This window comes from Photobacterium aquimaris (genome assembly GCF_002954455.1).
GTDB lineage: Bacteria > Pseudomonadota > Gammaproteobacteria > Enterobacterales > Vibrionaceae > Photobacterium > Photobacterium aquimaris.
This window is the reverse complement of sequence record NZ_MSCC01000001.1, coordinates 517531-543805: the sequence shown is the minus strand read 5'-3', so window position 1 is coordinate 543805 and position 26275 is coordinate 517531. Positions and strand designations below refer to the sequence as shown.

Annotated in this window: 25 protein-coding genes and 3 pseudogenes; all 28 read right to left on the bottom strand. The window is 42.2% G+C overall.

Translation table 11 applies throughout. The features are described from left to right. Positions 1-3 precede the first annotated feature (3 nt). The 28 genes and pseudogenes from BTN98_RS02320 to fliD all read right to left on the bottom strand — a co-directional run bounded on the left by BTN98_RS02320 (position 4) and on the right by fliD (position 26263). Positions 4-723 carry a protein phosphatase CheZ gene (locus BTN98_RS02320; protein WP_060997066.1) on the bottom strand — a complete coding sequence of 240 codons (720 nt, stop codon included), beginning with the start codon at positions 721-723 and terminating at the stop codon, positions 4-6. Positions 724-754: 31 nt separating this feature from the next. Then, on the bottom strand, positions 755-1126 hold the full coding sequence (gene cheY / locus BTN98_RS02315; RefSeq protein ID WP_036795644.1) for a chemotaxis response regulator CheY: 372 nt from the start codon (positions 1124-1126) through the stop codon (positions 755-757). Between the two features lie 72 nt (positions 1127-1198). Beyond that, a complete protein-coding gene (locus BTN98_RS02310) occupies positions 1199-1921 on the bottom strand; it encodes an RNA polymerase sigma factor FliA (protein ID WP_060997067.1) in 723 nt (240 codons plus the stop codon). Then, a complete protein-coding gene (locus BTN98_RS02305) occupies positions 1914-2804 on the bottom strand; it encodes a MinD/ParA family protein (protein WP_060997068.1) in 891 nt (296 codons plus the stop codon). The genes BTN98_RS02310 and BTN98_RS02305 overlap by 8 nt, the downstream gene beginning before the upstream one ends. Continuing rightward, positions 2797-4419, bottom strand: coding sequence for a flagellar biosynthesis GTPase FlhF (gene flhF / locus BTN98_RS02300; protein WP_060997069.1), 1623 nt, complete (start codon positions 4417-4419; stop codon positions 2797-2799). Before flhF ends, BTN98_RS02305 begins: the two co-directional genes overlap by 8 nt. A gap of 51 nt (positions 4420-4470) precedes the next feature. Next, the gene (flhA, locus tag BTN98_RS02295) at positions 4471-6567 is read right to left on the bottom strand and encodes a flagellar biosynthesis protein FlhA (protein ID WP_060997070.1); all 2097 of its coding nucleotides are present in this window, start codon (positions 6565-6567) and stop codon (positions 4471-4473) included. 171 nt (positions 6568-6738) lie between these two features. Beyond that, on the bottom strand, positions 6739-7869 hold the full coding sequence (gene flhB / locus BTN98_RS02290) for a flagellar biosynthesis protein FlhB (RefSeq protein ID WP_060997071.1): 1131 nt from the start codon (positions 7867-7869) through the stop codon (positions 6739-6741). A gap of 72 nt (positions 7870-7941) precedes the next feature. Continuing rightward, positions 7942-8724, bottom strand: a complete 783-nt coding sequence (fliR, locus tag BTN98_RS02285) for a flagellar biosynthetic protein FliR (protein WP_060997072.1) — start codon at positions 8722-8724, stop codon at positions 7942-7944. Positions 8725-8782: 58 nt separating this feature from the next. Next, positions 8783-9052, bottom strand: coding sequence for a flagellar biosynthesis protein FliQ (gene fliQ / locus BTN98_RS02280; protein WP_045026998.1), 270 nt, complete (start codon positions 9050-9052; stop codon positions 8783-8785). A 30-nt stretch (positions 9053-9082) separates the two neighbouring features. Continuing rightward, positions 9083-9879: pseudogene (fliP, locus tag BTN98_RS02275) on the bottom strand (flagellar type III secretion system pore protein FliP). A 31-nt stretch (positions 9880-9910) separates the two neighbouring features. Then, a complete protein-coding gene (gene fliO, locus BTN98_RS02270) occupies positions 9911-10267 on the bottom strand; it encodes a flagellar biosynthetic protein FliO (protein ID WP_060997074.1) in 357 nt (118 codons plus the stop codon). Between the two features lie 9 nt (positions 10268-10276). Beyond that, positions 10277-10663: a flagellar motor switch protein FliN gene (fliN, locus tag BTN98_RS02265; RefSeq protein ID WP_060997075.1), complete on the bottom strand. Its 387-nt coding sequence runs from the start codon at positions 10661-10663 to the stop codon at positions 10277-10279. A gap of 22 nt (positions 10664-10685) precedes the next feature. Next, a complete protein-coding gene (fliM, locus tag BTN98_RS02260) occupies positions 10686-11735 on the bottom strand; it encodes a flagellar motor switch protein FliM (RefSeq protein WP_060997076.1) in 1050 nt (349 codons plus the stop codon). A 7-nt stretch (positions 11736-11742) separates the two neighbouring features. Beyond that, positions 11743-12228, bottom strand: a complete 486-nt coding sequence (fliL, locus tag BTN98_RS02255; RefSeq protein WP_105029943.1) for a flagellar basal body-associated protein FliL — start codon at positions 12226-12228, stop codon at positions 11743-11745. Between the two features lie 45 nt (positions 12229-12273). Further along, entirely contained in the window at positions 12274-13653 is a 1380-nt protein-coding gene (locus BTN98_RS02250; RefSeq protein ID WP_060997078.1) for a flagellar hook-length control protein FliK, read from the bottom strand. A 132-nt stretch (positions 13654-13785) separates the two neighbouring features. Continuing rightward, entirely contained in the window at positions 13786-14229 is a 444-nt protein-coding gene (gene fliJ, locus BTN98_RS02245) for a flagellar export protein FliJ (protein ID WP_060997079.1), read from the bottom strand. A 43-nt stretch (positions 14230-14272) separates the two neighbouring features. Next, the gene (gene fliI, locus BTN98_RS02240; protein ID WP_060997080.1) at positions 14273-15589 is read right to left on the bottom strand and encodes a flagellar protein export ATPase FliI; all 1317 of its coding nucleotides are present in this window, start codon (positions 15587-15589) and stop codon (positions 14273-14275) included. Continuing rightward, on the bottom strand, positions 15586-16395 hold the full coding sequence (gene fliH, locus BTN98_RS02235) for a flagellar assembly protein FliH (RefSeq protein ID WP_060997081.1): 810 nt from the start codon (positions 16393-16395) through the stop codon (positions 15586-15588). Before fliH ends, fliI begins: the two co-directional genes overlap by 4 nt. A gap of 44 nt (positions 16396-16439) precedes the next feature. Beyond that, positions 16440-17480, bottom strand: a complete 1041-nt coding sequence (fliG, locus tag BTN98_RS02230) for a flagellar motor switch protein FliG (RefSeq protein WP_060997082.1) — start codon at positions 17478-17480, stop codon at positions 16440-16442. Beyond that, positions 17473-19215, bottom strand: a complete 1743-nt coding sequence (gene fliF / locus BTN98_RS02225; RefSeq protein ID WP_060997083.1) for a flagellar basal-body MS-ring/collar protein FliF — start codon at positions 19213-19215, stop codon at positions 17473-17475. Before fliF ends, fliG begins: the two co-directional genes overlap by 8 nt. 61 nt (positions 19216-19276) lie before the next feature. Continuing rightward, complete coding sequence (gene fliE / locus BTN98_RS02220; RefSeq protein WP_060997084.1) at positions 19277-19588, bottom strand: flagellar hook-basal body complex protein FliE; 312 nt, start codon at positions 19586-19588, stop codon at positions 19277-19279. Between the two features lie 61 nt (positions 19589-19649). Continuing rightward, a pseudogene (locus BTN98_RS20820) lies at positions 19650-19820 on the bottom strand (helix-turn-helix domain-containing protein); the annotation flags it as partial. 72 nt (positions 19821-19892) lie between these two features. After that, positions 19893-21020, bottom strand: a pseudogene (locus tag BTN98_RS02215) (sigma-54-dependent transcriptional regulator); the annotation flags it as partial. A gap of 29 nt (positions 21021-21049) precedes the next feature. Then, positions 21050-22072: a sensor histidine kinase gene (locus BTN98_RS02210; RefSeq protein WP_060997086.1), complete on the bottom strand. Its 1023-nt coding sequence runs from the start codon at positions 22070-22072 to the stop codon at positions 21050-21052. A gap of 324 nt (positions 22073-22396) precedes the next feature. Then, positions 22397-23842: a sigma-54 dependent transcriptional regulator gene (locus tag BTN98_RS02205; RefSeq protein ID WP_060997087.1), complete on the bottom strand. Its 1446-nt coding sequence runs from the start codon at positions 23840-23842 to the stop codon at positions 22397-22399. A gap of 251 nt (positions 23843-24093) precedes the next feature. Continuing rightward, positions 24094-24495, bottom strand: coding sequence for a flagellar export chaperone FliS (gene fliS / locus BTN98_RS02200; protein WP_060997088.1), 402 nt, complete (start codon positions 24493-24495; stop codon positions 24094-24096). A 52-nt stretch (positions 24496-24547) separates the two neighbouring features. After that, positions 24548-24865: a flagellar biosynthesis protein FliS gene (locus tag BTN98_RS02195; protein ID WP_060997089.1), complete on the bottom strand. Its 318-nt coding sequence runs from the start codon at positions 24863-24865 to the stop codon at positions 24548-24550. Between the two features lie 12 nt (positions 24866-24877). Beyond that, positions 24878-26263 carry a flagellar filament capping protein FliD gene (gene fliD / locus BTN98_RS02190; protein ID WP_060997090.1) on the bottom strand — a complete coding sequence of 462 codons (1386 nt, stop codon included), beginning with the start codon at positions 26261-26263 and terminating at the stop codon, positions 24878-24880. Positions 26264-26275: the final 12 nt, after the last annotated feature.

Below are 26275 nucleotides of genomic sequence, written 5' to 3'. Positions count from 1 at the left end.
CCTCTAAAATCCAAGACTTGAAAGTAAGTCATCAACATCATCCTGTGATGAAAGTGCATCTTTACGTTGCTGGGGATTAATAATTGGCCCTTCCGCGGTCACCGTTGATGGCTTAATCTCTACCTCAGTCAGTGCAGCTTGCTCGATACCAAACGCTTGTAAAATTTCAAGCATTCGCTGTTCAATTTCGTGAACTAAGGCGATCACTCGTCGTATGACTTGACCGGTCAGATCCTGAAAATCTTGAGCCATTAAAATATCAGTTAAATGTTCACGTAAAAGAGAGCTGTCTTGATTAACTTGAATTAATAATCGATTAATATCGTGGCAAAGTTGTTTAAAATCAACCAACGCAATTTTACCTGCCATTAACTGCTGCCATTGCGGCTGAAGATGATGCAGTGTTTGCTGTAATTGTTCGGCAATCGGTAAGGTTATTTCAACCGCATCCATTGTACGGTTAGCGGCAGCTTCAGTTTTATCTATTACATAAGATAAACTATCGCGCGCATCTGGAATGTCGGTTTTAGCCAAATCATTCCAACGAGGATCAAGCCGAAAACTGACTAAGGAGTCATGCAGCTGGCGCGTCATTTTGCCCACTTCCTCGTACATAGGTGAACGCTGATGTTCAACTAAAGTTTGCACTAACGTATTAGCTTGTTGTTGCTGTCCTTGTTCAAGCAACACCACTAATTGCTGCGCTTGCTCTAATGAAATCATGGTTAACTTTCCCTATGCCAAAACGCAATAACTACTGTAACCGTTCAAAAATCTTCGCGAGTTTTTCTTTCAATGTTGCGGCATTAAATGGTTTTACAATATAACCATTCACACCAGCTTGAGCGGCTTCAATGATTTGTTCACGCTTAGCTTCCGCAGTGATCATCAAAACGGGTAAATGTTTTAATTGCTCATCCGCACGAATATGACGTAATAAATCAATGCCTTGCATTCCAGGCATATTCCAATCAGTAACCACAAAATCAAAATCACCACGTTTTAATAACGGCAATGCTGTTACGCCATCATCGGCTTCAACAGTATTGTTAAATCCTAAATCACGCAGTAAATTTTTAACGATACGACGCATTGTTGAAAAGTCATCAACAATAAGAATTTTCATATTTGTATTCAAAATGGCCTCCACAGTAAACTGTGTTGTAAGTTATAAATAATGACAGCACTATTATTGAAATCACGCAGCCCAAGCATGTAATTTAGCCCGTAATCGCTGCATCGCTTGGCTATGAATCTGACAAATACGCGATTCACTCACACCAATAACGGCACCTATTTCTTTTAAATTCATTTCTTCGTCGTAATACAATGACAGCACTAATGCTTCTCGCTCTGGCAGGGTCTTAATCGCCGCAGCTAAACTATGTCGAAAACTATCATCAACCACGCCTTGGAATGGCAGATTTTGATTAACATCTTCGTCATTAACCATTGTTTCTTCACCACCAGCAAGATCAGCAATGCCAACGATACGCCCGCAATTTACATCGTTTAATGCTTGATGATACTGTTCTAATGGCATATCAAGATACGTCGATATTTCATTATCCGTCGGATCGCGACCAAGACTATGTTCAAGGTGTGAAATCGCATCACTGATAAGTCGATTATTTTTATACACCGAACGCGGTACCCAATCACCACGGCGAATATCATCTAACATCGCACCACGAATACGAATACCAGCAAAAGTTTCAAAACTCGCCCCTTTGCTAGGATCGTAATTTTGTTGTGCTTCTAACAACCCGATCATGCCCGATTGAATTAAGTCTTCGACTAATACACTTGGTGGTAAGCGGGCCATTAAGTGATGTGCAATCCGCTTTACCAAGGTTGAATAGCGCTCAATAAACGCCTGTGGGCTTTGTTGATAACGGCTATAGGTTAAGGTTTTATTCACAAATTTGGGCCTCCATGGCTCGCGGTTTATGCACTAACAATCGTTCAACAAAAAACTCCAAATGCCCACCTGGATGATGCGGAATCGGCCATGTCATTGCTTTTGATGCCAATGAGTTCAGTGCTAACGCTGCAGGTGTATGCGGAAATGCCTCGACCACTAATTTTTGACGTTTAACCGCTTGGCGAACGTTATCATCAAGAGGAATACATGCGGCAAGTTCAAGGTTAGCATCCAGAAAACGTTCCGTTACTCGGGTTAATTTAATGAATAAATCGCGCCCTTCACGATAACTACGAACCATGTTGGCAACAATCTTAAATCGTTGAATATCATACTCACGACTCAAAATTTTCATTAATGCGTACGCATCTGTGATCGACGTCGGTTCATCGCACACCACAATAACAATATCTTGAGCTGCACGAGCAAAACTGAGCACCATGTCAGAAATACCAGCAGCAGTGTCGACAATAAAAAAATCGAGTTCGTCTTGTAAATTACCAAACGCGCGAATTAAGCCAGCATGTTGCGCAGGGGTTAATTCCGCCATATTCTGAGTGCCCGAAGCCGATGGAATAATTTTCACGCCATAAGGGCCTTCGATAATAATATCTTTAAGTTCGCACAACCCAGCCAGCACATGTGAAAGATTTCGCCCAGCACGTAACCCTAACATCACATCGACATTAGCTAACCCAAGATCAGCATCAAGCACCATGACACGTTTACCTTGGCGCGCCATTGAAATTGCCATATTAAGTGTGACATTGGTTTTACCTACGCCACCTTTACCGCCAGTAACCGTAATGACTTTTGTCGACGTTAATTGGGTCATTCGACGTAAACCACTCGCTTGATCGTACATGATGTTCTCAGTCATAAAAATCGGCCGTTTTGTTATCTGAACTATCACTAGCCCATACATGAGATTGCTGTGACAACTCTCGTTCTAACAACTCATTGGCACGCGAAACTAGGTAATTTCCCGTTGCTACTTTCAAATCTTCAGGAACCCGTTGACCATCTGCTAAATATGCAATTGGTAAGGCATTTTGAATAGCAACACAGATTATTTCACCTAAACTTAATGATTCATCAAGCTTGGTTAATACACAGCCTGACAATGGAATACGACGAAAATGCTCAATCGTCTCCTCAAGCACCCGTCGTTGTGATGTTGCTGGCATCACCAAATAACTGCGAATCTTAGCGCCGCTATTTTGCATTATGGTATCTAACTGTTCGGTCAAACGAATATCCCGTTGCCCCATTCCAGCAGTATCAAGCAACACTAATCGTCGATGGCGTAACTGATGAAGTATATCGGCCAGTTCTTGCGCATCTTTAGCCACTCTGACAGGACACCCCATAATTCGGCCATAAGTAGCAAGCTGTTCATGAGCACCAATACGGTAATTATCTGTGGTCACTAATGCGATTTGACTAGGGCCAAATTCCATTGCAGCCCGTGCGGCCAATTTGGCAACGGTGGTTGTTTTACCGACCCCTGTTGGTCCAAGTAAAGCCACCACACCACCAGTTTCTAAAATACAATCATCAGTGGTCAGTATTTGATCTGCTAATAAATCAAGTAGTGCCGGCCATGCTTCATTAGTCGGTAAATCTTCAGGAATATAACAAGCTAATTGATCTGCGAGTTGGGCTGATAAACCCATCTTTTCTAATCGCTTAATCATCATTGCTCGCATTGGCTCTTGGCGTTCAACTTCTTGCCACATCAGCCCGGATAATTGATGTTCTAATAAACGTCGAATTGAGATAATTTCAGCACGCATCGTCTCTAAGTCATCGTCTTTACGTGTCCCTTTGACTTCATAGCGACTCGGATCTAACCGTGGCTTACGTGGTGGCGTACCATAATCATTTCGACCAATAGCCACTTCACGTTCAAATTGTTTCGACGCTGGACGGTTATAATCCCCCACATTGAGATCATAAGATTGTTCATCATAACGACGTTTAGGTTGCGATCGTAATGATGCAGGTTGACGATCAACGCCATGCTGCTGCCGATGCTGCTCATGGCTATCACTGTGGTAATAATGCTGACGCGCCTGCTCTCGGCTGCCATCATTTGAATGATTAGACTGTGCTTGTAGCTGATCTTGATGCTTTGATTGGCGCTGCAATAATGCCGTTAATGAATCAACAGAGGCCATATTGTCTGGCGTTTCTGTCGCTGCGGCATAATTTTGGAGCACACTGGCAAACGGCTTTGATGCTGATGGCGTCACATTGACTTTATCATCAGCTAGTTTGCGCCGTGCTTGCCCTAAGCCTTGCGCTAACTCATCACGCACATCATGTGTGGTTTTCGTCATCATTGGCTGAGTATCAGTATCAACTGCAGCGACAATTTCGACGCCGCCAGAGACTTTTTTATTTGACATAATCACTGCGTCAGGGCCAAGTTCTTCTTTGACTTCGCTAAGTGCTGTTCTCATGTCCTTGGCAAAAAATCGTTTTATTTTCAAACTTAATTCCCTATCAGCACGTGCTTAAATGAATATTGAGTTTCACCATTATTAATGGCCAACCGCATTAACAATGCGAATTTGCTTTTCATCAGGTACTTCTTGATAAGACAACACTCTCAATGTCGGAATAGTATTTTTGACAAATTTTGCCAAGGTAGAACGCAAAACACCGGATGTAAGTAAAACTGCAGGCTCACCTTTTAATTCTTGTTGTTGAGTTGCTTCAGTAAGCGAACGTTGCAAACGCTCAGCGAGTCCTGGTTCAATACCTGAAGACTCCCCACCGGCAGATTGCATGGTCTGATGCAATATTTGTTCCAACTCAGGAACCAAAGTTATCACCGGCAATTCAGACTCTATTCCATTGATTTCCTGACAAATTAATCGTTTTAATCCAATACGTGCCGCCGCGGTGAGAATGTCAGGATCTTGACTCTTGCTAGAGTACTCAGACAAGGTTTGAACGATGGTTCGAATATCCCGTAATGGAATAGCTTCATTGAGTAAGTTCTGCATTACTTTTACTACCACACCCAGTGGTAATTGATCAGGTACAAAACCATCCACCAACTTAGGTGTCGATTGGCCTAACATTTCAAGTAAGTTTTGAACTTCTTCATGACCTAATAATTGTGCGGCGTGGTTGGTCAATAGTTGACTTAAATGGGTCGCTAACACAGTGGCAGAATCTACCACGGTATAGCCTAATGCTTGAGCGTGTTCACGTTGAGAAACTTGAATCCATATCGCTTCTAAACCAAACGCAGGATCAAAGGTACGTTCACCATCAATGCTGCCAAACACTTGCCCTGGGTTAATAGCTAAATCCATATTGGGATGAATATTAGCTTCACCACAGGTAACCCCCATTAGGCTGATACGGTAACTATTTGGCGGTAATTCTAAATTATCACGAATATGGACCGGAGGTACGAGGAAACCAAAATCTTGGGAGAGTTTTTTACGCACGCCTTTAACACGCTCTAACAGCTCTCCGCCTTGATCTTTATCAACCATAGAAATAAGCCGATAACCGACTTCTAAGCCAATGGTATCAACCGGCTGAACATCATCCCATGACAGCTCTTTCATAGGTTGAATCGGGGCTAAATCATGAGACAGAGGTTCTTTTTCAACTAATGCAGCGGTTCGATCTTTTTTGTAACGCCAATAAGCAACGCCACCAATCAGTGCAGCTAAAAATAAAAACGGCACATGGGGCATGCCCGGCACAATACCCATCACAAATAAAATCGAACCAGTAATAATCAACGCCTGCGGATTATTAAACATTTGAAAGTACATTTGCTGGCCCATATCCTCGTCAGTATTTTGACGAGTTACCAGCATTGCTGCACCAATGGACAATAATAACGACGGTATCTGTGCGACCAGTCCATCACCAATGGTAAGCAAGCTATATATTTCCAGTGCTTCAACAAACGCTAACCCATTTTGGGTCATACCAATGATTAAACCACCGATAATATTAAGAAATAAAATTAAAATACCGGCAATCGCATCTCCTTTTACAAACTTAGACGCACCATCCATCGAACCATAAAAATCAGCTTCTTTGGTAACTTCAAAACGGCGAGTACGGGCTTGCTCTTGATCAATAAGACCTGCATTTAAATCGGCATCAATCGCCATTTGCTTACCAGGTAAGGCATCAAGGGTAAAGCGAGCACTAACTTCTGAGATACGACCTGCACCTTTGGTTACTACCATGAAGTTAATAATCATCAGAATAATAAACACCACTAAACCAACAGCATAATTACCACCAATAACAACCGCACCAAAGGCATGAATAACCTCACCAGCAGCCTCTGGTCCTTCATGACCATGAAGTAATACAATTCGCGTTGAAGCAACGTTAAGCGCTAGACGTAATAAGGTCGCGATAAGCAATACGGTTGGAAAAGCAGCAAAATCGAGAGGGCGGCGAGTGTAAACAGTGACTAACAACACCACTAATGCCAACGCAATATTAAAGGTAAAGACCATGTCCAACATTAATGGCGGTATTGGCAGAATGATCATCGCCAAGGTTGCCAATACCATTATCGGCGCACCGATTGCAGGCATATTTTGTAAACGCGCTAACGGTAAACGCGCAGCCAAAGGAATTGAAAGCTTCATTGTATTTTCATCAAATCACGATTTATTGGTATGAAGACGGCTGCTTTATAAACTATAAAATTTGCCACAATTCTTCACAGATACAATCGTTTATAGCAAATATCATGCCGCATAATTCCGCCATTATTTTGACGATAAAATTACGCTTTTAAGGTTGTTATGATGAAATAATTAATGTTGTAATTCTTGAGGAATATCCGTTGCTGCTGCGGATAATATCGGCTTTTGACCTTTACCACGGCGATAGGCTTTTAATTGGAAAACATAAGCTAATACTTGCGCTACCGCGACAAATAAACCATCAGGCACTTGCTGCTCTAGTTCAGTAGTGTAATAAATCGCACGTGCTAATGGTGCTGCCGGCACAATATCAATATTGTGTTTATTGGCTATTTCACGAATTTTAAGTGCTAAGTGATCGCCACCTTTGGCAATCACAATCGGCGCAGCGTCCAGTTTAGGATCATAACGCAATGCCACCGAATAGTGTTCAGGGTTGGTGATCACTACATCGGCTTGTGGTACATCAGCCATCATTCGTCGTTGTGCCATTTCACGTTGCAGCATACGAATACGACCTTTTACTTCAGGCTTACCTTCTGAGTCTTTATATTCATCTTTAATTTCTTGCTTGGTCATTTTCAATTGATCACTAAAATGCCAAATCTGATAAGGCACATCAATCGCCACTACCACCAGCAATGAACAACAGATCAATAGCACAAAGTTGAGCAAAATATCCAAAGCATGAAAGTAATTAGCTGGAAAGGTTTCAATACTGAGTTGAAAAAAATCATCCAAACTTGAATAAATCAGATACCCCGCCACACTTGCCACTAAGCCAACTTTAAGGATTGATTTAATAAGTTCGACCCAACTTTGGCTACCAAACATCCGTTTAAGGCCACTTAGAGGGTTCATTTTAGACAATTTTGGCATCGCCGCTTCAGAAGAAAAGCGTACTCCACCTAACCCTGCCGCGCCGATTAACGCTGCAGTAAATAAAAACACCAAAATAATCACTAACGGTAAAAATACTTCCCATATCGCATTAGAAATCACCGCTAATAACAGATGCACATCAAATACTTCTTCACGGCTAAGGGTAAACATGCGCGTCATTATGCGACCTAAAGCACTGCTTAACCCTTCACCAAACCACATTAAACCGACAGCACCGGAAACCAATACTGCCACGGAGGCTAATTCTCTTGAGCGCGGTACTTGACCTTTTTCTCGCGCCTGCTCGCGTTTTCGCGCGGTGGCGTCTTCGGTACGTTCTTGACCGTCAGCATCCGACATAATGGCACGTCCATGGTGAATTTGAAGAAGAATAATCCGCGAAATACATCGCTATAAAATAACAATCAACAGTTAACAATCAAGCCTTGCTAAGCGACACACCTGATCCAAACCCAGTTGCCAAATCGCCTCATACTGCGGCACGATCCCGAGCACAATAAACCAACTGATAGCCAAGCCAAGTAACAGTGCAAATGAAAAACCTAATGAGAAAATATTTAACTGTGGTGCGGCACGCGTCATAACGCCAAACGACAGATTAACAGTTAATAATGCAATCACTCCCGCTAATGCCATATCAACCCCAGCTTTAAAGATATGTCCAAACCAACCAGCTAATTGATAATAATCTGCGGCAACCAACATGCTACTTCCCACAGGCAAAGTGGTAAAACTCAGCACTACCACATTAAGCATGGTTAAATGCCCATCAGTGGCTAAAAACAACAGTATTGCTAGAAACATATAAAATTGCCCTAGCACCGGCGTATTTTGACCATTGGCAGGATCGACCATAGAAGCAAAACCTAAGCTCGATTGCATACCTAATATCTGCCCCAACAATACAAAGGTTTGAGTAATAAACTGGGTCACTAATCCCATCGCGACCCCAATAATAATTTGTTGGGTCGTCACGATAAATCCTGCTAACGAAAGCAGTTCAATATCCGTCGGCACTTTAGGCAACATCGGCATCACGGCAAAAGTGATGGTTAATGCGAGATAAAGTCGAATCTTTGGCGACACAAAACGAGCCCCAAAAAAAGTCATCGCCATCATCATTGAAGAAATACGTGTGAACGGCCAAAAATAATTGGCAATCCAGTCTAATAATACGCTTGAGGTATAGTGCATAAACTGTGGTTACTCATAACTCACAAATGACGCTGAATTAGCAATTGTCGTCATTGTGCTAATACAACAACTGCGGTATTTGATCGACAATACGGAAAAAATAATCCATCAACATTCGCGTCATCATATGACCAAAAAACATCAAGGCTAATAGCGTCACGATTAAGCGCGGTAAAAAACTTAACGTTTGTTCGTTAATTGACGTTGCTGCTTGAAATACTGCCACCACCAGACCAATTAATAGTCCCGGAATGACGATCGCGCACACCATGATTAACACCATGTATAACGCTTCTTGAAAAATATCGACAAACGCTTCTGGAGTCATTTGTTATTTATCCTTGCCATTTTCGCTATTTTATAAGGTGCCAAAACTGGCCGCTAACGTCGACAGAATTAAATTCCAACCGTCAACCAATACAAACAACATCAACTTAAACGGCAGCGATACAATCATCGGTGATAGCATCATCATACCCATTGCCATTAATACCGAAGCCACCACTAAGTCGATAATTAGAAACGGTAAAAACAACATAAAGCCAATTTGAAACGCAGTTTTAAGTTCTGAAGTAATAAACGCGGGCACTAATACCGTTAACGGTACGGTTTGAGGGTCAGTGGCGTTAGATCCCGACATATTGACAAAGGTTTCAAGATCTTTGACTCGCGTTTGCTTCAACATAAATTGTCGCATCGGATCTTCTGCTTTGGCTAATGCCTGCTGCGCACTGATTTGTTCATTAATATAAGGCTGCACCGCATCAGTATTAATTTTATCGATAACAGGTGACATCACAAAAAAGTTAAAAACATTGCAATGCCAATAATCACCTGATTAGAGGGCGTTTGTTGCAATCCCATTGCTTGGCGCAAAATCGACATCACCACCACTATGCGGGTAAACGATGTCATTAGGATCACCACTGCAGGCAAAAAGCCCAGCGCAGTCATCAGGGCTAATATTTGCAGCGTGATTGAGTAATCTTCGCTGCCATCAGGGTTCATGGTCACTGATAACGCAGGAATACCACCACCACTGCCCTTACTCGCTGTTAAATGTCCTGCAGCGCTTTCTGTTGCCATTGCTGCTTGAGTCATGCTTTCGGTTGCTGACGCTGGCATAACCATCAACCAGCTACCAATAAACACCATCAACAACAGTCTGTTTAAATTCGGTAAAAAGTTATTTTTTATCATTAGTGGTTATCAATCGGCTCAGCTGAGAAGCAAAATCTGTCGCTGGCACATCTTCCATGATTAAGGGCTGTTCAAGTTTGGTAAGTAACGAAATATTATGCTGAGTGATGCCAACTAATAATTGTTCGTCACCAACTTGAATTAATGCAATCCGTTCCCGTTGACCAAGTGTCAGTTGTTTCACAATCGTCAAACGTTGATCATTACTGTGCACGCCAACCAAACGCATTTTTTTCAGCAGCCACGCTAAAAATAGAATAATCACAATCACCAGCACTAATGACGCTAGCGTGGTGGCTAAATTCAAATCGGGCGCTTGCCCTAATGGTGCTGATTGATCCATCACTGACTCTTAACGTAACTTTTTAATGCGTTCGGTTTGACTGATCACATCAGTTAAACGAATACCGAATTTATCATTCACCACCACCACTTCACCGTGAGCGATCAAGGTACCATTAACCATCACATCCAGTGACTCGCCAGCAATACGATCAAGCTCAACCACTGAGCCTTGGTTAAGTTGCAGCAAGTTACGAATACTGATTTGCGTCCGTCCAACTTCCATTGAAATCGTCACCGGAATATCCATGATGGTATCAAGCTTACGGCGCTCATCATCAGAGATTGGGGCGGTATCATCGGTTAATTCTTCTAACGGTGCAGTCTGAACCGTATCTTGTTGCTCTGCTAATGCTGCTGCCCAGTCATCTGCCATTTGTTGATCATTTTGAGACATTGTTATTCCTGCTTATTTATTATCAATGCGTTTCATCGTCACTATTCATCTCTAATAATGTTGAGCTTAATAGTTCACGATCTAAGAAAGCCAAATCCGTTTTCACCATATCTGGACGTTTTAATTTATCGGTAATTTTAAGGGCGACATTATCACCACAGCGACCCATTTTGGCGCGATAAGTTGGCAAATCCTCAACAAAAATCGTTGCTGATTCTGGCATCGTTATCGGAATAACATCACCCGTTTGAAGCTCCATTAAATCGCGTAATGAAATATCAATATCTAATAGTTTTGCGCGTAAATTGACGGGCACATCCATGATTTCGTCACGTAATGCGTGGCTCCAACGTACATCAGTGTCCATCTTGTCACTTTGAACACCGGCATCGAGTAATTCACGAATTGGCTCAACCATCGAATAAGGCATTACCACATGAAAATCACCGCCGCCGCCATCAATTTCAATGTGAAATGAGCTCACTACAATAACTTCGGTGGGACTGACAATATTGGCCATGGTTGGGTTAACTTCGGAGTCGATATATTCAAATTCAACTGACATTACTGGCGACCATGCTTCACGGTAATCTTCAAACACCAGTTTAAGCAGCATTTGTACAATTCGGCGCTCGGTCGGAGTAAATTCACGTCCTTCAATCTTGGCGTGAAAACGACCATCTCCACCAAAAAAGTTCTCAACCAAAATAAATACTAATCGTGCTTCCATGGTGATCAATGCCGTACCTTTTAACGGTCTAAAGCGCACCATATTTAAACTGGTCGGCACATAAAGTGTATTTTGGTATTCACCAAACTTAATCATCTGAACACCATTGATCGACACTTCTGCGGTTTTACGCAGCATATTAAATAAGCTGATCCGCATATGACGTGCAAAACGTTCATTGATCAATTCAAGAGTCGGCATCCGTCCACGAACAATGCGATCTTGCGATGAAAAATCAAATGTTGTTATGCCTGAACCTTGCTCACTATCATTGGTCTCTTCTGGCTCATCGACCCCGTGTAATAGTGCATCAATTTCATCTTGGGTTAATAAATCACTCACAGTGCACCTATTGCATCACAAAGCCGGTAAATAACACCCGTTCAATCACAGGCATGTCAGTCATCTTGTTCATTGTTGCTTGTACTGCTGTCAATGCTTGTTGACGTAATTGCTCACGCCCTTGCGGTTGACGTAATTGTTCAACAGTGGTCGCGGCAAAAGTTTGCAGTAATCTACTTTCGATCAGCGGTATATGCTTATTGGCTAAGGTTTCATTGGCTTCACCACGCACCATCAACTGAACTTTTATCTGTACCAATCTATCGTGTTCTTTACCCATAACATTAAAAATAAATGGCTCAGGTAATACGATGTAATAAGCGGACATTTCTAGTGGCGCAGTCGTTGATGCTACTGATGGCTCAGCCGTCGTTTGAGACGCAATTGAAACTGAAGAATAAAGCCACACCGCTCCCGCAATCATTGCTGCAACCATTATGCTTACTATACTAATAATGGTTATTTTTTTCTTTTCCCACCAAACATTACTCATCCTTGTTGCTATTTTATTACCGATTAAATATTTGTTATCAATACACTACGCGTAGTAATCAACGTGATCTTTATTGTCTGTTACCAATAGTTGACTATGGAGTTGAGGTTGTTCAGCTTCAGGCTGTAATTGACCCTCAGTCGCAGCGACCATTGATGATGATTGCTGGCCTGATTGTGAATTTGCAGCATGATTATTTTGCTGCCCTGAAAATTGCTGCGATGTTTCTTGCTGAACTGAGCTTTGTGCTAATTGTAATCCCTGCTGTTGCAGCATTTCTCGTAGCCTTGGCATCGCTTGTTCAACCATGTCACGGGTTTGAGGATTATTGACAGTAAATTGCACTGAGGCCTGATCTTGAGCGATATTCAATTTAATTTGAATTTTGCCGAGCTCTGGCGGATCTAAGCGAATATCAACATGTTTAAGGTTTTTTGCCATCATTATATTAATCCGCTCATGCACTTGTTCACCCGCCTGTTCACGCGTGAGTAATAATGGTGATTGAGCAGGTGTCATTGGCTGTGTGAGTTCTGGTTTCAATGCTGTCGCTGAAGGTGTTGTTAATCCCGCAAGTTGTTGAGCTAAAGACTCACTATTAGGGTTAATCGTTATTGCTTGAGGAGAAGGACAGCTCTTCGATGCGAATAGATCTGTAGCTTCTACACTTACCATGCTCTGAAGCATATCTGAGGTTGCCGTGGTGACGTTTGGAGTCGACGAAATCGACAACGGCAGATTATTGACATCAACATCAATGCCGATGTCAACTTTTTGGCTATCAATAGCTGTTGATGCTGCCACTGATGTTTGTAAAGCTGTAGCCGCAGGGGGCAAGCTTTTGCCGCTACTATCAACCATACCCGCCTCTGCTGATATTGGATTATTAAGCTGCTGATTTGATTGGGAAAGCTGTTGTAAAAACACATTCCCAGCAGCCATTAACTGACTAATATCGTTCGCGGCGGGTAGTGCCTTGGTATCCTTTGCAACAGTATCAGTTGCAGCTACATCACCAGTAACAACATTGGTTGTAGTATCACCAATAACAACATCAGTGGCAGCATTACCAGTAATAACTACGCTCGTCATTGAAGCATCAGTTAATGTCTCACCATTGTCATTAATCGTTACTGTGTCGCCATTAGTGTCGTTATTCACAGTAATGGTATTTGGAGTGACAATAATTTGATCTTGAGCAGTAACAGCGTCGGTGTCACTGACTTCAGAATCAATACTGATATCATCTGTTGAAACTAACTCACTATTATTACTCGTTAATAATGGTTGGTTTTCATCAAGTGCTTGTTGATATTGTTGTGAAAAATCATTGTCACTTGGTGTGATAGTTTCAGATTCAGCAGTTGCAGCTGATGAAACCACTGATTTTGGCGTTTGCGTTGATGACACATTAAATAGATTCATAGCAACTCTTTTAATACGTGTCGCTACAAACGACAGATAAATGAATAACTGTGTGAAATAAAGCGTCAAAAAAACGTTTGATTCCAAGCTGATGTTCTATGTTAATGCAAAAAGCAAACCAGTTTTTTAATTCTAGCGTTGTTGGCGTCGAGCAAACTGTAACGTAACAAATTCATCCATCATTTTTTGCTCTTGTTTATCCAAAAAAAGTCGCCGCTCACGCTGCTTTTTCTCTAATAACCATTCAATACCGCGTTTCTTTTGTTGCATCGCTTGCCAATGTTGACGGCATTGCTCAATTTGATTAGCAAAGTAGCCCCCCGCCTGTTTTTGTTTCTCAAGAGTGGTATCAAGTTGAGTTAGGAATTTTTGTAAATGGCTATATTGACTGGCTGTCAGCCCTTGCTGTCCACGCTCAGAAAGCTGGCGACAATAATCTAAACGATACTGCTCAATTTGGGCTAATTGCTGCAAATAATTTTGTTGTTCAAGTTGGGCTTGGTTAAGGGCTAAACTGGCTTGATGTTCTTGTTGTTGCGCTTGTTCTATCAATAATTCAAATGTTCTTAATGGCATACTTTAACGACCTTGTCTTTGATTACCTTATTTGCAAATACCATTAGCCTCCCAATGTAGAGCGCAACATATTGACGCACATTTCATAAGGCACTGCTTGTTTCATTTCTTGTTGTAAATAATCATCTAATTTGGGTTTAAAATTAAACGCCTGATCAATGGTGGCATCGGTGCCGGGCTTATAAGCACCAATCGCAACCAAATCTTGATTTTTACGGCAAATAGATAAAATTTGGCGGACCGCTTTTGACATCAGCATATGCTCATCACTAACAATGGCTGGCATAACCCGGCTCACTGAGCGCTCAACATCAATCGCCGGATAATGACCGGCATCCGCCATTTCTCGCGATAATACAATGTGACCATCAAGGATCGCCCGTGACGCATCAGCTATCGGATCTTGCAGATCATCACCTTCACTTAGTACCGTAAAAAAAGCGGTAATTGAACCTTGGTTTTCATTGCCATTACCAGCACGTTCCACCAGCGCAGGTAGCTTAGCAAATACCGATGGCGGGTAACCTTTGGTCGCAGGTGGCTCACCTACGGATAGCGCAATTTCACGCTGTGCCTGAGCAAAACGAGTCAATGAATCCATCAGCAGTAATACATCAAAACCTTGATCACGAAAATACTCCGCGATTGTCAGTGAAGTTTGACAACCTTTTAAGCGCATTAATGGCGAAGCATCGGCAGGTGCAGCAATCACCACTGCCCGTTCTCGACCTTCTTTTCCTAAAATTTCATCAATAAATTCTTTTACTTCTCGGCCACGTTCACCAATTAAACCCACCACCACTATTTGGGCACTGGTACCACGAGTCATCATGCCTAATGTTACTGATTTACCAACACCAGAACCTGCAAATAAGCCTATCCTCTGACCTTTTCCGACCGTCAATAAACCATTAATGGCTTTAATACCAACATCTAACGGCTCTTTAATTGGTTTACGTGATAACGGATTAATCGGTACTGAAGTAAACGCTGCTCGCTGTTCAGTAAAAATAGGCCCTAAGCCATCTAACGGATTCCCCATTCCATCAATCACTCGCCCTAATAATTCAGGACCAACAGGAATACCACTGTTATGCAAAATAGGGGTTACTTTAGCGCCAGGCATCACGCCAGATAACTGCTCGCTCGGCATTAAAAATAAGGTTTCACCAGCAAAACCCACAACTTCTGCTTCTAATTCACCGGTGACGGTTTCAACTTTACAGACACTGCCAACAGGGGCGCGACAACCAATGGCTTCAAGGGTTAAGCCAACTACGCGATCTAAACGCCCAGAAGCCACAGGTTTACAGGCAGTATTCGCAGTTTGGTAGCGACTTAGGCGCTGTGCGAGGGTCATGGCGTTGGCTCTTGCAAATTACTGTTGAGTTCATTAAAGGCAGTCAATGAATGCAAAATCCGATCATCGATTAAATAATCAACGCTAGAACTGCCACATTCCAATTGCAAATCACCGCGTTGTAAACTTGGCTCGGCAATTAATGTCCATTGACGTTGCTGAATATCAGCTTCATCAAAATGGGCATGTATTAATGCCACATCCTCTGGATGAAGATGCATTTTTATCGCCCGTTCAGCAATCGGCAGGGTTGCTACCACTTCACGTAGCGTATTAAGTAATACTTGTGGATTGGTTTTTACTTCAACTCGAATCAACGCCTTAGTTAAGCCATTAACCAATAACAATAACTGCTGCTCAACCTCGGCATTGACTTGCGCAATCGGATCAGAAAATTTATCCATCACCGCAGTCAATAACGCCACTTGCTGTTCAATTTGAGCTTGTGCTTGTTCAAGTCCTTGCTGTAATCCTTGCGCTAGCCCTTCCGCATGGCCTGCGCTAACACCTTCAGCATGGCCTTGAGAGAAGCCTTCGCTATGCCCAGCTTGACGCCCTTGCTCAACACCTTCGTCATAAGCAGATTGCTGCATTGCTTCAAGTTCTGCCGCCGTTAAAGGTGCGGGAGCGGGCTCTGGTTCTGGTTCTGGCTGTAACTGCTGAAGATGATATTGGTGATCATAATTAAGCGCATTTTCAGCTTCATGCTCACCATCATTGCTGTAATCAGGATAAGACCAACGTTCAAGCTCTTGTGCTTGATGCTCAGGTACACGCATAAAACCGCGGCGACGTTCATTACTCATGCTCAATAGTCGCTCCATGCTCAACCACAGCGTTAATCATCTTCTTATAAGAACTCATCAGTACCGCCATTACCTGTTAATACAATTTCGCCTAAATCAGATAATCGACGTGCGATAGATAAAATTTCTTTCTGCGCCGCTTCAACATCCGCGACTCGAATTGGTCCCATCGCTTCTAAATCTTCTTGCAGCATTTCACCGGCACGCTTAGACATATTGCTATAAAACTTATCACGCAACATGTCATCAGCACCTTTAAGGGCTTTTTGTAGTAAATCTTGTGGTACATCACGTAACAAAATTTGAATACCGCGATCATCAACTTCAATCAAATTATCAAATACAAACATCAGATCTTGAATTTGAGTAGCTGTCTCTTCATCGTTTTCGCGAATTTGATCCATCAACAACCCTTCAACGTTATTATCAAGGTAGTTCATGATCTCAGCCGCCGCTTTAAGACCACCAATCTTAGCCGCTTGCGCACCAGCTTGACCTGCAAATTGTTTTTCCATGATATCGTTTAATTCATGCAATGCCGCAGGCTGTACTTCTTCTAAGTTAGCAATACGCATCATCAAATCTAACCGCACTCGCTCAGGAAATTGCGATAAAATTTCAGCCGATTGTTCCGGCTCTAAATACGATAAAACAATGGTTTGAATTTGTGGGTGCTCATTAAGAATAATGCTGGCGACTTGGCGTGGATCCATCCATTTCAGAGAATCAAGTCCACGCGAGCCACTGCCCATTAAAATTTGATCAACTAAGTTATTGGCTTTGTCTTCGCCTAATGCTGCTACTAACGCATTACGCACAAAATCTTCACTGCCCATACCAATGCTGGTGTATTTTTGAATCTCTTCTAAAAATAATCGATGAACACTAGATACTTTGTCTTGATTTAAGTTTTTCATGCTTGCCATAGTGCCGCCGACCCGCTGCACTTGCTTTGGGTCGAGATGACGAATAATACTGGCTGCATCTTGTTCATTAAGACTTAATAGTAAAATCGCGGCTTTTTCAGCGCCATTAAGGCTTTTAATATCAAATTTATTGTCAACTGTTGCTACGTCATTAGCCATCTTCATTCATCCAGCTTTTCACTACTTGGGCAGCAAGATCCGGTTCATTGGCAACCAATGCTCGCACTGCTTTAAGTAAATCTTCATCTTTATGTAAATTAGGTAGATCTAAACTACTGCTACTTAATTCAAAACTTTCATGACCATCGACATCACCGCCAATCAAATCAGTACCATCGCTGCTACTGTGAGTCAGTATTGGCATACCATTTTCATCTAACGGTGTACCGTCTGCGGTTTGATTTGGATAGAGCAGCTTCTTCATTGCCGGACGCACCAGTACTATCACAATGACAACGATCACTAATGCCGCCGCTAACCATCGCACCCAACTGCTAAAGTTAGGATTTTCCCAAATTGGCACCTCAGCTAATAATTGCTCTTCTGGTAACGCAAATGGCACTGATAATACTTCTAATAAATCGCCACGTTCTGCTGAAAAACCAATCCCTCCCATTAGTAAGCGGCGAATTTTAACAATTTCAGCTTCCGAGACTGGCACGCGCGTAATGTCACCGGTTTTAGGATCGACAATGGTTTTATAGTCAATTGCCACTGAAACCGTTTGGCGATCAATCACTCCTGTTTGCGCACGCTTATGGCTAATGGTGGTATCTAACTCATAATTACGCGTCGATTCACGGTGCATACGGCCATTACCGCTGCTCGTTCCCGCCTGCATATCTTTGATATTTTCAGGAATAGAACTACTAACAGGCGGCTGATTGCTTAATGCCCCTGGAATACCCGCCACCACTTGACCACCATTGCTATCTTCACGGGTAAACTCACTTCGTGTTGCTGCTGTAGCAGGGTTATAACGTTTATGGGTTTCTTCTAAGGCCGAGAAATCCATCGCAATATCAACTTGCGAGGTATAATTTCCTAAGCCTAAAACCGGCATTAAAATCGCATCAATCTTTTCACGTAATGATTGTTCTTGCTTACGTTCTAATTCATATTCTTTACGTTTCGCGCTTGAACCAGGATCTTCGGTACCCGAACTTAATAAGCGCCCATGTTGATCGGTCACAGTGACCCGTGTCGGACGTAATCCCGGCACTGCCGTTGCAACCATATCAACAATTGAATCCACTTCTTGCTGACCCAACGCACTGCCTGAGGCTAAGGTTAGAAAAACTGTCGCGGTCGCGTCTTGATTATGGCGCACAAACACACTTTGCTTGGGCATGGCTAATAACACTTGTGCCTTACGCACTTGGCTAATTTGTTCAATCGCACGTGCTAATTGGCGTTCACGGCTTAATTTTAAGCGTTCATTTTCAAGCCGTTGTGATACGCCAAATCCCATATCTTGCAATAAAATATCATCGCCTTCAGCAGTGCGACTGTTTAAACCACTGCGGGTTAAGTCTAATTTTATGCTGCTGTATTTATCGGCAGGAACACGAATAGTGTTGCCATCGAGTTGGTAATCAATTTTCTTTTGATCGAAGTGATCTAAGATAGGAATTAATTCTTCGGTTTCATAGCTACCGAGAGGCCGCATTTCAGGTTCTTTTATCCATACCACCACCATCACAATTAACGCGACACAGATGGCAACCGATAACACTAAAATTACCTGCCGTAACAGATCAAGGTTGCCTAAAATACTGTCGGTACGTGATGCTTTTTTCTCGGCAAGATCCGGATCTTGAGAGGCATCACGTAACACCGGCGAGGTATTATTATTTGCAACCGCAACTTGTTGATTAACAGTTTGATCTGACACTATTTATTACTCACACATATCATCAAATGATGCGTTATCACATCCACAATAACCACGGTATTTATACCGGCATATTCATTAATTCTTTGTAGGCTTGAACCATTTTATTACGCACTTGCACTGTCGCTTCAAACGCTACACTGGATTTATTACGTGCAATCATCACATCCGATAACGACACACTTCGATCACCTTGATCAAAACGGGTGGCTAAATCACTTGATTGACCTTGTAGGGTATTTACTGACTTAATGGCATCGTTAAGTAAATTGCCAAAATCAGCACTTACTTGCTGGCCTGTTGGCGGACGAATAGTATTTTGTGCTTCTAAACGCATGGTCTGCATTTCAGTCGCTAATCCATTAACTTTCATTGCATAGTCTCACTGGGTTATTTACTGCTACCACTAAGCAGCGGATAAAATATCAATCGGTTTACGCAGGTAACTGAATTCCTGCATCGCGCATTTTAGCTAACTTATAGCGTAACGTTCGTGGGCTAATACCTAATTTATCAGCCATATGTTTACGATTACCTTGGCAGGCAACTAAGGTATCAAGAATAATGCTGAACTCTTGGCCACGTAATTCATTACCTAAACTCTCGGTCGCAGTAGCTGGCGATATAGCAGTTGCCGCAGCGGTGTTAGCCGCGGTTGAACAATCAGCCATCTGTAACCAATCAAGTCCTTCTATTAGAATATGTTGTTCATTTATCATAAGGTTATCGTGAATGATTAACGCGCGTTGAATCACGTTATCAAGCTCACGGACATTTCCTGGCCATGAATATTGTAATAATTTGTGCTGCGCACAGTCGCTCAGCGTTGGCACGGCAAGCCCTTGTTGGCTGGCATGACGCTGAAGAAATAATTGCGCCAATGGCAAAATATCGCCGCTGCGTTCAGCTAATGCTGGCCAAGTGATTGGAAAAACATTTAAGCGGTAATATAAATCTTCACGAAAATGGCCCGCGGTAACATGGCTTTTTAAATCCCGATTACTGGTCGCTATAATGCGTACATTTAATTTAATGCTTTTACGACCACCTAAGCGTTCAACTTCACGCTCTTGTAATACTCGCAATAATTTAGCCTGCAAGTTAATGTCCATTTCACTGATTTCATCCAGTAAAATAGTGCCATTTTGCGCTTGTTCAAATTTTCCTGAACACGCCTGCACCGCGCCTGTAAACGCGCCTTTTTCATAGCCAAACAACATCGCTTCCAGCATATTCTCAGGAATGGCAGCACAGTTAATTGCCACAAAAGGACCATCACTGCGTAATGAATGCTGATGAATATAACGCGAGAGCACTTCTTTACCTGAACCACTTGGACCTAATACCATCACACTGGCATCGGTTTTAGCGACTTTTTCTGCCATCGCCAATAAATGCAAACTTTTAGGATCAGCCACTACGGTATCGGTCAAATGGTGTTTAACCGGCGCATAGCGGCCAACCATATTAAGCAGTACTTGCGGTGCAAACGGCTTCGACATGTAATCAATCGCACCTTCTTTCATGGCAGCAACCGCATCTTCAATATTGGCGTAAGCTGTCATCAATAGCACTGGCATTTTCGGCCATTGCAGCTTGATGCTGCGCAGTAAAGCTAAGCCGTCCATTCCTGCCATTTGAACATCAGACACCACAATATCAATCGGCTCTGATTTCAGTAGCACTAATGCCTGCTCTGCGCTTTCCGCTTCTAGCCATTGATAACCCGCTAATGCCAGAGTATCGACTAACGCTTCACGCAAACCGGTGTCATCTTCGACGATTAATACTCGTGTTTGAGTCATGTTGTACTCTCCATAGTAAACTTGAATCGTTATGCTGCTTGCAGTGATACAGCGAGTGGTAGCTGCAAAGTAAAGGTTGCCCCATGACCAAGCTGTGACTGTAATTCCAAACTGCCTTTATGCGCAGCGACTACCATTTTCACCACAGCTAAACCTAATCCAGTACCTTGTTGACGAGTGGTGTAAAAAGGCTCTAACACTTTTTGATGATCTTCCACCGCAATACCTGGGCCATTATCGCTAACACTGAGCAAGAGCATTTGCCCTTGTTGCTGGCAACGCACTGCAACTCGGCAGCCTTTGCCTGACATTTGAATCGCATTGGTGATCAAATTTCCCACCGCACTGGCTAACGCATTTTCATTACCTAACAGCAATAATGTTTCATCGTCACAATCAATACTAAAGTCAACATCCTCACTCATTAACTGAGTTTCAATGAGGGTTTCTAAACGGTTGAGTAAACTTTCGACATTAAACTCACTCACTACTTTATTATCACCACCTTTAGCAAATAGCAGCATGTCATTAACTTGTTTTTCAAGATCGTAGAGGCGATCAACCAACTTCGTTTGAAAACGGTTACGGGTGATTGCCGTTAGCCCTGATGACGCTAGATTTTCTGCATATAATAATGCGCTGGCAAGCGGCGTTCGAACTTGATGCGCCAATGACGCCACCATTCGCCCTAATGATGATAAGCGCTGCATTTCACTTAACCGTGACTGTAACTGCCGAGTTTCGGTTAGATCAGTGATCACGATAAGCTGCCCTGCCGCTGACGCTGAAATAGCAAGCTTGACTTTACGCCCACTGCGCAATGAAACCTCATGACCATCATCATCTTGAGGTGCGAAACTACGTTGAATAATTTCTCCCCAGCGTTGGCCTATTAACGGCTCACCTAACAACCGCAATGCTTCTTGATTGGCTTCAGTGATCAGTCCTTTTTCATCCAACAAAATCACCGCAACAGGCATCACTTGTAATACTTGCTGATAACGCTCAACTTGTTGGTTCAACGCCAATACTGCTACCGATGAGTCACTCATGATTACCCTAAAACAAACACCACACCAGCAACTAAATGCAAGTTACATACCATTATTAACCATTAAGTATCAGTAACTTAATAAAAAACTCGCATTCAAAACAGTGTCACTTTTATGACACTCGTCGCTATTTAATCGCTGTGATTAATATTGTTTAACCATAGTGTTCAATTTATGCTCGCCTCTATTAGTGAAATATCGTTGCTAGCTATATTTTGTAACTATTTTTGACACCGCTCGATGTATAGAATACATAAAAAAGCCACCGCCAAATTACTGGCGGTGGCTTTTTTCAAATTGTTTTACAACAATTGTTAGTATGAATTAGCTGTCTTTAGACAATCCGTATTTACGCATTTTTTCAACTAGCGTAGTACGACGCATCCCTAACATATCCGCAGCGCGCGCTACCACACTCGACTGAGCATCCAAAGCTTGGCGGATCATTTCAACCTCTAGCTCTGCCAGCATTTCTTTAAGGTTTAGCCCTTCTGGTGGTAAGTCATTACCTAAAGATGTGGTATCAGTCTCTTCTGAAGCAAACATGTCAGCTAATGCTTGCTGTTCTTGTTCTTCAATCGAGGTAGTATTTAACTCAGGCACAAAATCAGGTAAATGACCATAACGGTATTTCACTGGTAAATGGTTAACATCCACCATTTCGCCAGGATAAAGAATCGTTAATCGTTCCACGAGATTAGCAAGTTCTCGAATATTTCCCGGCCAATCATGCAGCATTAATGATGCAATTGCGCGAGGGGTAAAATGAATCCGTTTTGCGCCTTCAGCTTCCATACGCGTTAGTAGCTCTTGCAATAGTAACGGAATGTCTTCAATTCGATCCCGCAGCGCTGGCATATCAATTGGGAACACATTTAAGCGGTAGTATAAATCTTCGCGGAAGCTTCTATCAGCGATCATTTTATCCAGATCACGATGGGTTGCTGCCACAATACGGACATTAGCCTTAATGGTTTGATTGCCACCAACACGTTCAAAACTACGCTCTTGTAACACCCGTAATAATTTAACCTGCATCGACATTGGCATATCACCAATCTCGTCTAAGAATAAAGTGCCACCTTCAGCCAACTCAAATCGCCCTTTACGGGTTGAAATTGCGCCAGTAAAGGCACCTTTTTCATGACCAAATAATTCACTTTCAAGTAAATCTGCAGGAATGGCACCACAGTTAACCGGCACAAATGGGCCTTTGCCACGCTCTGAGTGATAGTGCACATTACGCGCAACCACCTCTTTACCAGTACCGGATTCACCTAAAATCAACACACTAGCATCACAAGCTGCCACTTGTTCAACCAACCGACGAATATCACTGATGGCTTCACTGCGACCGACCATGCTTCTAAACAGCATGTTCTTACGCCCTAAAGACGGCACTTGATGAGTACGTTTGCCTAAATATTCTTGGCAATGACGAAAGGCATCAGCTAATTGGTTGTAATGTAACGGGAGTTTTAGATCACCAATATAATTAGGTAACTCAACCAATGCTTGATGATGATTTGCTAAAGCAACCACAGGGATCTGTGGGTACATTTTCAGCATATTGATAATACTATTTAAGCGCTTAGCATTGGTGATCGTGCCTAATAAGCAAACACTCCATGACTGCTCCCATAATGACACGGTAAGATCTTGTGATGATAGCGCACTATGATGCTCACCCATAAAATTAAGGATGACACCTAAATCATGACGTTGCTGTGAATCGTCATCAATAACAAGCGTATTTACTAAACCGAGCATAAAATGGATATTGCCTTTATATGAGGACACTTTGACGGAAGATTCAATATAACCAAGAGAACAACAATCAAGAAGATAGTAGCTACATTGTAATTAATGTGCACCATAAGGCAAGATTTGACGTATAAAAGCTGTGATACCAATACAAATTACAATGCAATTGAGACGCTTTTATTCCATTTTTAGCTTAAAAACCATAAAAATACTGCTTATCGGCAACCAAATTTGTGGTTGCCGACAATCAATAACGGTTAATTTGTTTCAGTAAGGTAGTGATATTGGATTGGAATTTGATCCCATGCTGATTTTATTTCACGTAACATACCGATGACATCATCAATTGGCTGAGTGACGTTTTCTGCATTGGCACGTGAAATTTCGCTGCCCATAAAATCATAAAGAGCATCAAGGTTTTTCGCGATGTCGCCGCCGTCTTCCATTGATAAGCAATCACGCAGACTTAATACAATATCTAATGCTTTAGCTAACCGCTCACATTTAACCGCGATATTGCCCTGTTCCATCGCGGCTTTGCCCTGAATAAGACGTTCGATTGCCCCAGCGTATAACATTTGAATGATACGGTGTGGGGATGCGCTGGCGAGTTGTGCATTCACTGAAACTTGCTTATATGCCTGAAGAGAACCACGCATGTTATTATCCTTTAAATAGCTGGAACATTATTGCTAGCGTTAACGCTAATGGTTATTGTCCGTGTTGTTGAATATTGCTGTAGAGCGATAATGATTTTTGACTTTTTTTCGAGCGTACTAACTGCGCGCCAATACGATCTTTATGCTGTTGTAATAACCCTTTCATCGCTTGCGTACGTGCTACCACATCATCAAATACTGGTCGTGATAAATCTGGCTGTTTAAGCACTAACTCCACTTGTTGATGGCGCAACGCAACTAAGTTTTCTAATTGCTGCGGAAAATCATCAGGGTACTCTTCCGCCAACAATAACTGCTCGATTTGGTGTTCAAGCTGAGTTAGTGGCTCTAGTGTGATTACTTGTTGCATTGGTTATCCATTTTAAAAAACCATCAAGCTCATCATGGTATTAAGTTGATTATTCATTTTTCCTATTGCAGCATCCATCGCAGTAAATTGCTGATAAGTACGCTCTTCATAGGCTTTCATACGCTCATTAAGTGAGGTCATATCATCTTCAAGTCGAGTTTGTTGCTCTTTAATGGTTTTTTCTTTATTGGTTAATACACCGTCAGTCGAGCTGGTAAAAGATTTAAAAATATCTTCAGCTTGATCGAGAAAACCATCATCTTCAGTATGAAAAAATGCATTAAAAGCTTTAAAATTATCTTTTAATGCCTCATCAAACTTTTCATCATCAATTTCAACTTTGCCATAACGATCGGTGGTAATTCCAAGATCACTTAAGTTATAACTCTGACCATCAACCTCTATGGTTTTATTCATCAAATTACGCATTTGACTACTGATCGAGCGGGTTAAGCTATCGCCGTTTAACGGTCCACTGGTTTTCTTCTCTACATCATATTTACTTAGATTATTAGCTGTATCAATCAAGCCGTTATAGGCTTCGATAAATCCTTCAAGTGACGACTTTGCATCTTTGGTATTATCTGTAATATCAATCGTGACGTGTTTAACATCATCAGTGTCGGTCAATTTTTTCAGATCAAGTGTTACGCCTTCAATCGCATTCTCAATCTTATTACTACCGCTACTAATAACAGTGTGGTTATCTATTCGTATTTGAGCATCCTCACCCGCCTGCATTTGTACCATTTCAGTATTAGCAGTTGGGTTGGCAGGATCAAAGCTTAACTTAGCAAGATCGCCACTCATCTTCGAAGCATCGATCGATATCTGATGATCTTTGCCTGTTTCAGAACTTGAAAAAACAATTTTAGCGCCATTATCATCATTGATAACGGTAGCGGTAACACCAGGGTTATCTTCAGCATTATTTATCGCGTTAACGATATCTTTAAGGCTACTTTTTTCTTTATTAATATCCAATGATAAGGTTTTGCCATCAATGGTAATATCTAGGGTGCCCGATCCAAGTTCCGCTTTGGGATCAGAGTCAAACGAGTTATTTGACATCACTTTATGAGATTTCGCTAACGCAAGCACTTCAATGTTATAGCTACCATTTTGTGCATCAGCAGAGGCTTCAACACCAACAAAACCACTTTCTGATGAGGTTGCCGATTGAGCAGCAAACACTTTATCTTCGGCAAACTTTTTGACCATATCTTCTAAGCCAGAAACCGCAGATTTAATTTGCCCATAGCCGCTCAATTGAACTTCTAGCTTTTGCTGCTGTTCTTTAATCCGCTGTTCTTTTGGCGCACGCTCAGCGGCAACTAATTGTTGCGTCATTCCGGCAACATCTAACCCAGACGCTAAACCACCTGCACTTAATCCCATAATTTGCCTCTT